General features: G+C 70.5%; 10 protein-coding genes. 8 read left to right on the top strand and 2 right to left on the bottom strand.

Annotated features, from left to right (window positions below):
- Nucleotides 1-105: 105 nt before the first annotated feature.
- Nucleotides 106-1404, bottom strand: a complete 1299-nt coding sequence (locus ACH34T_RS04485; RefSeq protein ID WP_395990649.1) for a lysine N(6)-hydroxylase/L-ornithine N(5)-oxygenase family protein — start codon at nt 1402-1404, stop codon at nt 106-108.
- Between the two features lie 210 nt (nt 1405-1614).
- Between ACH34T_RS04485 and ACH34T_RS04490 the strand changes: the two genes are divergently transcribed.
- The 3 genes from ACH34T_RS04490 to ACH34T_RS04500 all read left to right on the top strand — a co-directional run bounded on the left by ACH34T_RS04490 (nt 1615) and on the right by ACH34T_RS04500 (nt 5074).
- Entirely contained in the window at nt 1615-2562 is a 948-nt protein-coding gene (locus ACH34T_RS04490) for a methionyl-tRNA formyltransferase (protein ID WP_395990650.1), read from the top strand.
- Between the two features lie 38 nt (nt 2563-2600).
- Entirely contained in the window at nt 2601-3815 is a 1215-nt protein-coding gene (locus tag ACH34T_RS04495; protein ID WP_395990651.1) for an ArgE/DapE family deacylase, read from the top strand.
- A gap of 98 nt (nt 3816-3913) precedes the next feature.
- Complete coding sequence (locus ACH34T_RS04500) at nt 3914-5074, top strand: isochorismate synthase (RefSeq protein ID WP_395990859.1); 1161 nt, start codon at nt 3914-3916, stop codon at nt 5072-5074.
- A gap of 258 nt (nt 5075-5332) precedes the next feature.
- On the opposite strand, the gene ACH34T_RS04505 is transcribed toward ACH34T_RS04500, so the two are convergent.
- Nucleotides 5333-5590, bottom strand: a complete 258-nt coding sequence (locus tag ACH34T_RS04505; RefSeq protein ID WP_395990652.1) for a phosphopantetheine-binding protein — start codon at nt 5588-5590, stop codon at nt 5333-5335.
- A 561-nt stretch (nt 5591-6151) separates the two neighbouring features.
- Between ACH34T_RS04505 and ACH34T_RS04510 the strand changes: the two genes are divergently transcribed.
- The 5 genes from ACH34T_RS04510 to ACH34T_RS04530 all read left to right on the top strand — a co-directional run bounded on the left by ACH34T_RS04510 (nt 6152) and on the right by ACH34T_RS04530 (nt 11320).
- Nucleotides 6152-6940, top strand: coding sequence for a 2,3-dihydro-2,3-dihydroxybenzoate dehydrogenase (locus ACH34T_RS04510; protein ID WP_395990653.1), 789 nt, complete (start codon nt 6152-6154; stop codon nt 6938-6940).
- Nucleotides 6941-7005: 65 nt separating this feature from the next.
- Nucleotides 7006-8202, top strand: a complete 1197-nt coding sequence (locus tag ACH34T_RS04515; protein WP_395990654.1) for an isochorismate synthase — start codon at nt 7006-7008, stop codon at nt 8200-8202.
- The gene (locus ACH34T_RS04520; protein ID WP_395990655.1) at nt 8199-9821 is read left to right on the top strand and encodes a (2,3-dihydroxybenzoyl)adenylate synthase; all 1623 of its coding nucleotides are present in this window, start codon (nt 8199-8201) and stop codon (nt 9819-9821) included. Before ACH34T_RS04515 ends, ACH34T_RS04520 begins: the two co-directional genes overlap by 4 nt.
- 3 nt (nt 9822-9824) lie before the next feature.
- Nucleotides 9825-10493, top strand: a complete 669-nt coding sequence (locus ACH34T_RS04525; RefSeq protein ID WP_395990656.1) for an isochorismatase family protein — start codon at nt 9825-9827, stop codon at nt 10491-10493.
- The gene (locus ACH34T_RS04530) at nt 10490-11320 is read left to right on the top strand and encodes a siderophore-interacting protein (RefSeq protein ID WP_395990657.1); all 831 of its coding nucleotides are present in this window, start codon (nt 10490-10492) and stop codon (nt 11318-11320) included. The genes ACH34T_RS04525 and ACH34T_RS04530 overlap by 4 nt, the downstream gene beginning before the upstream one ends.
- The last annotated feature ends 39 nt before the right edge of the window (nt 11321-11359 follow it).

Below are 11359 nucleotides of genomic sequence, written 5' to 3' on the forward strand. Positions count from 1 at the left end.
AACCCCGGGGCATCCCGCCGCACCGCCCCGCGCCGCGAAGCCCGGCGCGGGGCCGGGCTCTGCAGGAAAAACGCCTGGCCCGGACGGCGGAGGTTCGCCGACAGGTCAGCGGACGGCGTACGGGTTCCGGTCGAGGGAACCGAGGCGTTCGCCGATCGAATCGGCGATCTCACCGGCGCGGACGGCGGTGTTGGACAGCAGCGTGGAGCCGATGCCGTGCGTGTGCTCGGTGGCGCCCTGAAGGTAGATGCCGCAGCTCATCGCCCCGCTGGTGGCGATGCGGTAGTCACGCTCCACGCGCACGGCGCCGTCGGTGTGCCGCAAGCAGTACTCTCCCACCCCGCCGAGAAGGTTCAGCGGGTTGCACGGCCGGTAGCCGGTCGCGTAGACGAGGACGTCGGCGTCCAGCGTGGTGCGTTCGCCGGTCGGCAGGAACTCCACCGTGGACCGCACCCCCGCGCCATCGGACGCGACGTCGACGATGCGCGAGGCGTTGAGGATGCGCAGCCGCTCCTCGCCCGCCACCTTCTCCTGGTAGTGCCGCCGGTAGAGCTCGTCGATGAGCTCCAGATCGACCACCGAGTAGTTGGTGGATCGGTGGTAGTCCATCAGCATCCGTTTTACCTCGTCGGACGCCGTGTAGAAGTGGTCGACCGCCTCCGGGTCGAAGACACGGTTGGCGAACGAGCTGTCGTCGGCGGGCGTGTAGCCGTACTTGGTGAAGACCGCGCAGACCTCGGCGTCGGTGTAAGTGCGGTGCAGGTAGTCGGTGGCCTCGGCGGCGCTCTGACCGGCACCCACCACCAGCAGCCGCCGCGGGTCGCGCAGGCCGGTCACGCGGTCGAGCAGTTCCTCGGTGTGCCAGATCCGCTCGCTCTCGGCGATCCCGTCGGGCAGGACCGGCTCCAGCCCCGCGGCGATCACCAGGTTCCGAGCGCGCCGCGTGGTCAGCTCGTCGGAGCAGCCGCCCTGCCGCACCACGACGTCGACGTACTCGACGACGCCGTCGACGACGACCGGGGTCACGCCGACGACCTCCGAGCCGTACTCGACCTGCTCGTCGAACGCGACCGCGGCCCATTCCAGGTAATCGTGGAACTCCGCCCGCGAGGGGAACATCGTCTTGTGGTTGATGAAGTCGGCCATCCGACCACGGTCGTGCAGGTAGCTGAGAAAACCGAAGCCACTCGCTGGGTTGCGCATCGTGACCAGATCCTTCAGGAAGGACACCTGCATGGTCGTGCCCTCGATGAGCATTCCGCGGTGCCAGCCGAACGCCGGTTGCTTCTCGAGGAACACCGCGTCCACCGCATCGCCGGTCTGCGCCCGCCGTTCCCGCAGCGCGATGGCCAGGGCGAGGTTGGACGGTCCGAAGCCGATGCCGATGAGATCGTAAACGTGCATGTCCGAGGGGGGCATGGAAGAGCCTTTCCAGGGGGCGGACAGCTTTTCGGGAGTCATGGGTTCCGGGCAGGGCGAGACCGGTATAAGCGACGCGTCCTGGGCCCATCGCGCACATCTACAGGCTTCCCACAGTGCTACATTTCGATTAGGTTAGGCTCACCTAACGGAGGTGAGACTAACCTCCTCGGAATGTCCGCACAAGGAGGCCGCATGCGGGTCGTGATGTTCGGCTACCAGACATGGGGACACCGGACGCTCCAGGCGCTGCTGGAGTCCGGACACGAGGTCTTACTTGTCGTGACGCACCCGAAGAGCGACCACGCCTACGAGAAGATCTGGGACGACTCGGTCGCCGACCTGGCCGCCGAGCACGGCGTGCCGACACTGCTGCGCAACCGTCCCGACGACGAAGAACTGATGGGCCGGCTCAAAGCCGCCGCCCCCGACCTCATCGTCGCCAACAACTGGCGGACCTGGATCCCGCCGCAGATCTTCAACCTTCCAGCGCGCGGGACCCTCAACATCCACGACTCGCTGCTCCCCGCCTATGCAGGCTTCTCCCCGATCGTCTGGGCGCTCATCAACGGCGAGAAGCAGGTCGGGGTCACAGCGCACATGATGAACGACGAACTGGACGCCGGCGACATCGTCGTCCAGCGCGCGGTCCCGGTCGGCCCCGCCGACACCGCCACCGACCTGTTCCACCGCACCGTCGACCTGCTCGGCCCGATCGTCACCGAAGCGCTCGACCTGCTCGCCTCCGGTCGTACCGACTTCACCCCGCAGGACCGAACCAGGGCCAGCTTCTTCCACAAACGCTCGATCGAGGACAGCCGCATCGACTGGGCCTGGCCCGCCGAAGACACCGAACGCCTGGTCCGCGCGCAGTCCGACCCCTACCCCAACGCCTTCACCCACTACAAGGGGCAGCGCGTCCGAGTGCTGAAGGCATCGGTCTCCAAGGGCGTCTACGGAGGCACGCCGGGACGTGTCTTCATTCGCGAAGGCGACGGCGTGGTGATCGTCGCCGGAGCGGACGCTCACCGCGGACGCAACCACGGCCTCGTCATCGAGAGAGTCCGCACCGACGACGACATCGACCTGCCCGCCACCGAGTTCTTCCAGACCATGGGCGGCTACCTCACTGACCGCCCGTGACCATCGCCACCGGCGTCACGCGAGATGATGCCGCGGGCATGGCCGAACTTCTCGCAGAGTTGGTCCGCATCCCCAGCATCGGCGGCTCAGCCGCCGAAGCACAGATCCAGGACCGACTCGCCACGTGGCTGCGGGCCGAGGGCCTGGAAGTCGACCACTGGCCCATCCCCCTGAACCAGGTCACCGCCGAGACCGACTTCCCCGGCATGGAGGTCGCGAGAACCCAGGCCTGGGGGCTCGTCGGCCGCCTGCCCGGCACCGGTGGCGGCCCCTCCCTCATGCTGAACTGCCACGTCGATGTCGTCCCGGCCGGTGACCCGTCCGCCTGGAGCGACGACCCCTTCAGCGGCCGTGTCAACGGCGACCTGCTGTACGGACGCGGCGCCTGCGACATGAAGGGTGGCCTGGTCGCCTCGCTGTTCGCGATGCGCGCGCTGCGCCGTCGGCGGCTACGCGGAGACGTCCTCATCGCCTGTGTGCCCGGTGAGGAGGACGGTGGCATGGGGACCTATGCCCTCCTCAAGCGTGGCTGGCGGGCTGACGCCTGTGTCATCCCTGAGCCCACCGGGCTGGACGTCGTCCCCGCCAACGCGGGCTCGCTGACGTTCCGCCTCCGGATACGCGGTCGCGCAGCCCACGCCGCCCGGCGTTACGACGGGGTAAGCGCAATAGAGAAATTCTTGCCGGTCTTCGCCGCGCTGCGAGCGCTGGAACGCCGCCGAAACACGAGCGTCGACGCTCTGATGGAACGGTGGGACCTCCCGTACGCGATCGAGATCGGAACCGTCCACGCGGGCGACTGGTCGTCCACGGTCCCCGGGGACCTGGTCGCCGAGGGCCGCATCGGCGTCGCCCTGGACGAGCCCGAGCAGGCCGCACGGCGAGCGCTGGAGCAAACGGTGGCCAACGTCTGCGCCTCCGACGAATGGCTGCGTCGCCATCCTGTGGAGGTCGAGTGGTGGGGCGGCCGGTTCGCCTCCGGGCGCCTTCCCGCTGCGGACGGCGACCTGCTGAACCGGCTCACCGAGGCACACGCCACCGTCACCGGCGCCGCCCCGGCCGTCTGGGGCGCCCCATACGGCAGCGACCTACGCCTTCTCACCGGTCTCGGCCGTATTGCAACAGTCCAGTACGGCCCAGGTGACATCGCCCGCATGCACACCCCCGACGAGTGCGTGGCCCTCTCCGAGGTCGCCACCACCACCCGGACCCTCATCGCACTCGCCCTGTCCCACTGTCGAGAGTGGAACTGACAGGCTGCCATAGCCAGCCGCAGCCAAGCACGATCGTCTCGACAGCAGCGGCGTTGCGACCCCGACTCGCTCACGGAACGGACGAGCATTTGAGCAGCGTGACGCAGGCGTCTCATGACATCGACCCGCTGGACGGGTACCGGCCGGGCCATTCGTTCTACTTTCGCTCGCCCCGGCACACTCTGCTCGCTCAGGGCGTGCTGGAGACACTACCGACCTGCAACGCCCGCGACCCCGCAACCATGCTGATGCGGATGCGCACCACGCTGGATCGGGTGGCCGACGACCACCCGCGACCGATTCTGGTGGGCGCGATCCCCTTCCGCGCAGACGTCCCGGCACGGCTGACCGTTCCCTCCGCGGTCCAGTGGACGCGATCGGGCAGCGTGTCGCCGGTCACCCGCCCGGTGACACCGTCCTTCTCCAACATCGACCAGATTCCTTCACCCCACGAATACAAGCAGGCTGTTACCGCAGCCTTGGAAGAACTGCGCAGCGGGCACCTGGAAAAGGTGATGCTGGCACGCTCGGTACGGCTGAACAACGTGATCGGCGCTGACCCCGGAACGCTACTGCGGCATCTAGCGCACAACGATCCCGACGCCTATGTCTTCGCCGTGGACCTACCGGCCGGGCGGGTGCTGATCGGGGGCGGCCCCGAACTGCTCGTCCGGCGGTCCGGCGCGGTGGTCTCGGCTCGCCCGCTTGCGGGATGGGCGCCCCGCCATTCGGATCCGGTCCGGGACACCGAGTCCGGCCAGGCACTGCTCGTCTCACACAAGGATCTGCGCGAACACGCCGGAGTGGTCGATGCGGTCGCGGGCGAGCTGAGTCCCTACTGCGCGGAGCTGACGATTCAGGACAGGCCTGCATTGGTGAAGACCGCCACGAGGTGGCACCTCGGCACACAGATAACCGGAAGGCTCGCCTCCCCCGAGATCTCCTCCTTGCACCTGTTCGCTGCGCTGCATCCGAGCCCGGCCGTCTGCGGCACTCCGACAACGGAGGCCCACGCTCTGATAGGGCGGATCGAGAAGCTCAACCGCGGCTTCTACAGCGGAGCCGTCGGCTGGTGCGATGTCTCAGGCGACGGCGAATGGGCCATCACATTCAGGTGTGCCGAGGTCACGCCATCGGCGATCCGCATCTACGCCGGAGCCGATGTCGTCGCCGACTCCACCGCGGACGGCGAGCTCGCGGAGACCTCCGCCAAGTTCCCCACCATGCTGCACGCCCTTGGCATCGACCTGAACAAATGAATTGAGAGCCTAGGCGACGGAGGTCTGACCGCGGCGGTGGCGGGACGGCTGGTACATCCTCGCTGGGGATCAGGATTCAGGCAATTCAGCTTTGGCCATATCGCACGGGTCTTGCAGTGCGCCGTCGTAGGTCTCCTTAACGAGCAGCACCACCCGGTTACGAGCAGCACCACCCGGTGGCCTCGGCAAGCGGCCCGCGTGGCCGTGGTCGAGCCGCCTGGACCTCCGCCGACGACCACCACGCCATGGTCTGGGCACTCATCCCGCCGCCGAATTCCGCCCGATCAGCTCGATCCAGCTGGCCAGCGTCGGCGCTTCGGCGAGCTCCAGGGGCGTGATCTCGGCGCCCTCTTCACGCCACCGCTCGACCAGGCTCATGATGCGGATCGAGTCCAGGCCGTGGTCCAGCAGGTTGGCCGAGGAATCGATGTTCTCGGGCGCTTCGCCGAGCAGTTTCGCGACGTCTGCGCGCAGCCGATCCGCGTCCAATGCCGATCCTGCCTTCTCCTCGGCCATGCCGGCCTCCCAATCAGTCTGATGTGGACAATGCGGCGGCCGGTGCTCTACCGCCGACCGCGAAAGCCGTGTGCGGCGGAGCGCTCGACGAACATGTCCGAGCCCATGCCGGGTTTCTCCGATTTCACGTGCTCGGCCGGGTTCATCATCGGCTCGGTGCCTTGATGCCATCTCTTCAGTCGTCTTCGACGCGTGCACGGCAACGGATTTGCCATCTATGCCGATTTGGTGGCGAGCTGTGACATGAGATGATGTTAGGTTAGCCTAACCTTTCTATCAAGAGGGCAAAGTGGTCACCGCCCTTGCCGTTCTGTCGACTAGGGCGATCCGCATGATCTCGGCAGCGAAGGCCTCGATCTGGGCGCCGGCTCCCCGAACTGGCTGAGCTCTGATGACTCCCAACTCGGGCGCCACTGCGCCCATCCACCGTGGCCGCCTTCGCATCAGGGCGAACATGGTGCGGTTTGGGGCACATCGCTCGATTGGGCCCAATTAGGTCTGTACGCCCGCTTGAGGTCTCGCTACCTTAGGCGAGCCTAACCTAATCTAGAGGAGAATCGAGTGGCGCTGCCGGAGAGCTGGCCAGGCGTGGCCGGGAAGAACGCGCTGGTCACGGGTGCGGGCCGTGGCATCGGCGCGGCCGTGGCAAGTGCGTTAGCCGACGCGGGTGCCACCGTGGCCGCCGTCGACGTCGACACCGAGGGCTTGACCCGGCTGGCCGCCCGGTGCGCCGATCGGGTGATGCCGTTCCCCGCCGACGTAACGGATGTGGCGGCGGTCGACGCGACGATCGCAGCGGCCGAGGATCGGCTGGGCCCGGTGGACATCGGTGTGTCGGTCGCCGGGATCCTGCGCCCGGCAACGGTCTGCGAGACCTCTGACGAGGACTGGGCGGCGACCTTCGCGGTGAACGTCACCGGCGTGTTCACGGTGCTGCGGGAACTGGCCCGGCGGATGACCGGGCGACGGCGCGGCGCGCTGGTCACCGTCGGCTCCAACGCGGCGGGCGTACCCCGTACCGGGATGGCCGCCTACGCCGCGTCCAAGGCGGCGGCGACCATGCTGACCCGGTGCCTGGGGCTCGAAGTGGCGGGTGCGGGTGTGCGCTGCAACGCGGTCTCCCCAGGATCCACCGACACCGCCATGCTGCGCCTGCTGTGGACGGACGAGGACGCGGAGAGCCGGGTGCTGCACGGCGACCCGGACAGTTTCCGGGTGGGCATCCCGCTCGGTCGGGTCGCCGAACCGGCGGACATCGCGGACGCGGTGCTGTTCCTGGCCTCCGACCACGCCCGGCACATCACCATGCAGAACATCTACGTCGACGGTGGCGCCACTCTGCGGGCGTGACCGGAATCCCCGCCAATCGTCGATTTCAGGTCAGCCAACCTGAAATTAACGGAAAGGAACCTCCTGTGTCAGTACCCGCGCTGACGCGCCCCCGCCCCGTGTACCGCGCCGCCGACCTGCTGGCCGCGTATCTGCCCGGCTCGTACTACTTCTCCTCGACTCGTGGCACCCTGCTCGCCGACGGGGTGGACGCCGTGGTCGGCGGCACCCCCGGGAACCGGGCGACCGCGGCCGCGGCGGCGCTCGCCGAGGTGGCGACCGCCGGCGGGGCGGCGGGTCCGGTGGTGATCGGCGCGCTCGGGTTCCGCCCGGAGGCGTCGGCCACACTGGTCGTCCCGTCAGTGGTCCGGCGCGCGGGCGCGCCCGTCGACGCTCCGGTGCCCGACGCGCCCGCGCGGCGCTGGTCGATCAAGCCCCGGCCGGAGCCCGGCTGCTACACCGACGCCGTGCGCCGTGCGCTGGCGTTGATAGACGGCGGCGAGCTGAGCAAGGTGGTGCTGGCCCGCGGCCTCGAACTGGCCGCGGACGGACCGGTCTCGGTGCCCGCGCTGCTGACCCGCCTGGTGCGCGCGGACCCCGCCGCGCACGCGTTCGCCATCGACGTCAGCGCACCCGGCGACCCCGCGCCGCGCACCCTGGTCGGCGCGAGCCCCGAACTGCTGGTGTCCCGTCGCGGTGACCAGGTCGTGGCCAACCCGCTCGCCGGGTCGCTGCCCCGGTGCGCCGACGACGCGGAGAACCGGCGCCGCGTCGCCGCCCTGCTGGCGTCCGAGAAGGAAAGAGCGGAACACGCGCACACGGCGGCCGGGGTCGCCGACGTGCTCGGCCGGTTCTGCGTGGACCTGGACGTGCCCGCCGAGCCGTCGGTCATCGGGACACCGACCATGTGGCATCTGTCCACGAAGATCACCGGTACGCTCGCGGCCCCCGCCGCCCCCACCTCCTCCGCGCTGGGCCTGGCCGAGGCGCTGCATCCGACCCCCGCGGTCTGCGGGGTGCCGCCGGCCGCGGCGCGGGACGCCATCGCGGCGCTGGAACCGGCGGACCGCGGCTACTACGCGGGACTGGCCGGCTGGACCGACGTCTCCGGGGACGGGGAGTGGGTCGTCACCATCCGCAGCGCCGAGGTGTCCGAGCGGATCGTGCGGCTGCACGCGGGCGCGGGCATCGTCTCCGGCTCCGACCCGGAAAGGGAGCTCGACGAGACGACGGCGAAGTTCCAGACCCTGCTGCGGGCGCTCGGAGAGGGGACGCGGTCGTGAGCGCGGACGTCGTCGCGTGGCCTCCGGAGACCGCCGCCCGCTACCGCGCGGCCGGCCACTGGCGCGGCCAGACCTTCGGAGCGCTGCTCACCGCGCTGGCGGCGGCCCATGCCGAGCGGACGGCGGTGGTCGGCGGCGAGACCCGGTGGACCTACGCCGAACTGGACGAACGCGCACACCGCATCGCCGCCGGCCTCGCCGAGTCCGGGGTCCGGGCAGGGGACCGCGTCCTGGTGCAACTGCCGAATGTGCCGGAATTCCTGCCCGTGGTGTTCGGGCTGTGGCGGCTGGGCGCATGGCCGGTGTTCGCGTTACCCGCGCACCGCGACAGCGAACTGCGGCACATCGCCGGACAGGCGGAGGCGGTCGCGATGATCACGGTCGGCGAGCACGAGCGGCACGACCACGCGGCCACCGCGCGCGCGGTGGCCGGAGCGGTGCCGTCGTTGCGGGCGGTTCACGTGGTCGGCTCGGCGGAGTTCGGCGACCTGTCCGCCGCGCGGCCCCGCGAGCTGCCCGACCCGGACCCGGCCGGAGTGGCGTTCCTGCAACTGTCCGGGGGCACCACCGGCCTGCCGAAGCTGATCCCGCGCACTCACGACGACTACCTCTACAGCGTGCGGGAAAGCATGCGGATCTGCGCGCTGGCCCCGGACAGCGTGTACCTCGCCGCGTTGCCGGCCGCGCACAACTACCCGCTCAGCTCGCCGGGGGTGCTCGGCGCGCTGCACGCCGGCGCCAAGGTCGTGCTGGCACCGCGTCCGGACGCCGACACCGTGTTCCCGTTGATCGAGGCGGAACGGGTGACGATCACCGGCGTGGTGCCGCCGCTGGCCGCGGCCTGGGTGCAGGCGGCGGGACGCACCGGCCGCGACCTGTCCTCCTTGGACGTGCTGCTGGTCGGCGGCGCCAAGTGCGGGCGGGAGCTGGCCGAACGGATCGGGCCCGCGCTGGGCTGCCGGTTGCAGCAGGTGTTCGGCATGGCCGAAGGGCTGGTCTGCTACACCCGCCTGGACGACCCGGACGAGATCGTGCTGGGCACCCAGGGCCGGCCGATATCGCCGGACGACGAGATCCGCGTGGTCGACCCGGACGACCCGCTGGCCGCGTCCACCGACGTGGTGCCCGACGGCGCGGTCGGCGCGCTGCTCACCAGGGGCCCCTACACCATCCGCGGCTACTACCGCGCGGGCGGGCACAACGAGGTCGCGTTCACCCCGGACGGCTTCTACCGCACCGGGGACCTGGTGCGGCGCACCGCGACCGGGCACCTGGAAGTGGTCGGCCGGGTCAAGGAGCAGATCAACCGGGGCGGTGAGAAGGTCGCCGCCGAAGAGGTGGAGAACCACCTGATGGCGCATCCGGACGTGCTCGACGCGGCCGTCGTCGCGGTCCCCGACGCCTACCTCGGTGAGCGCACCTGCGCCTACGTGGTGCCTGCGGACGGTGCGGCGCCGACCGGGGTTCAGCTGCGCAGGTTCGTGCGCGAGCGCGGGGTGGCCGCGTTCAAGGTGCCCGACCTGGTGCGCGTGGTGGACGCGTTCCCGGTCACCGGGGTCGGCAAGACCAGCAAGCGGGAACTGCGGGCGGCGCTGGCCGCCCAGGAGAAGGAAGGGTGACCGATGTCCTTGCCGAAGATCGCGCCGTACCCGCTGCCGGCGGCGGCCGAACTGCCCGACGGCCGGGTGCGCTGGCCACTTGAACCGGCGCGGGCGGCTCTACTGGTCCACGACGCCCAGCGCTACTTCCTCGCCCCCTATGCCGGGTCGCCGATCCCCGAACTGACGGCCAATACCGCACTGCTGCTCGCCGCGGCGCGCACGGCCGGGGTGCCGGTGTTCTACACCGCGCAGCCGGGCCGCCAGGCCGACGCCGACCGCGGGCTGCTCACCGAGTTCTGGGGACCGGGCATCGGCGCCGTCATCGACGACGACCCGCGCGCCGCCGACATCGTGACCGACCTCGTACCGGAACCCGTGGACACGGTGCTGGTGAAGTGGCGCTACAGCGCGTTCCAGCGCAGCACGTTCCACGAAGCGCTCACCGCGCGGGGGTGCGATCAGCTGCTGATCACCGGCGTGTACGCGCACATCGGCTGCCAGGCCACGGCCGTCGAGGCGTTCATGCGCGACATACGCCCCTTCTTCGTCGCCGACGCGGTCGCCGACTTCTCCCGCGCCTGGCACGACAGGGCCTGCGAGTACGTGGCGCAGCGCTGCGGCGTGGTCACCACCACCGCCGACGCGCTCTCCGCGCTGTCCGTACCCGCCCGGACGGGGGCGGAGCAGTGACCGGGCACCTGGCCAGGATCGCCGAGGTGCGGGCCGGCGCCGTGCCCGCGAAGGTCCGCTACCCGATCCGCGTCCGCGCGGCCGAGGTGCTTCGCACCGGCGTGGTCGGTGCGGGCCTGGTGCGGGTCACGCTGGGCGGGCCGGGCGTCGACGGGTTCGAGTCGCACGCGCCGGACGAGCACGTCAAGCTGATCTTCCCCGAGGACGACGGCAGCCTGCGGCTGCCCGAGCCCGACGGCGACCTGCTGCGCTGGCCGCGGCCGGTGCCGACGTCGCGCGAGTACACGGTGCGCCGCTACGACCCGGTCAACCGGGAACTCGACATCGACATCGCGCTGCACGGCGCCGGAGGGCTCGGCGCCGCGTGGGCGCGGTCGGTGCGCCCGGGTGAGATCATCCACGTCGCGGGCCCGCCCGGCGGCCTGATCGTGCCGCCCTACGACCGCTACCTGCTCGGCGGCGACATCACCGCGCTGCCCGCGATCGCGCGGCGGGTGGAGGAACTGCCCCGTACGGCCCGCGGCTGGGCGTTCATCGAGGTCGCCGACGCCCGGGAGGAGATCGGGCTGGACCCGCCGGAAGGGGTCGAGGTGTGCTGGCTGCATCGCGGCGCCGCCGCGCCCGGCACCACCGGCCTGCTCGCCGACGCGGTGCGGCGGGTCGAGGTCCCGCCGGGCGAACGGGTGTACGTGTGGCTCGCCGGTGAAGCCGGGGTGCTCAAGCCGCTGCGCCGCTGGGTCCGCGACGAACTGCGGCTGGCCGGGGCCGACTACGACATCACGGGCTACTGGAAGCGCGGCGTCGCCGACTTCGACGAGGACCCATGAGCACGAACCCCGCCATTGACCCCGCCCCCCACTACCAAG

The organism is Actinomadura sp. 9N215, from assembly GCF_044326345.1.
Lineage (GTDB): Bacteria > Actinomycetota > Actinomycetes > Streptosporangiales > Streptosporangiaceae > Spirillospora.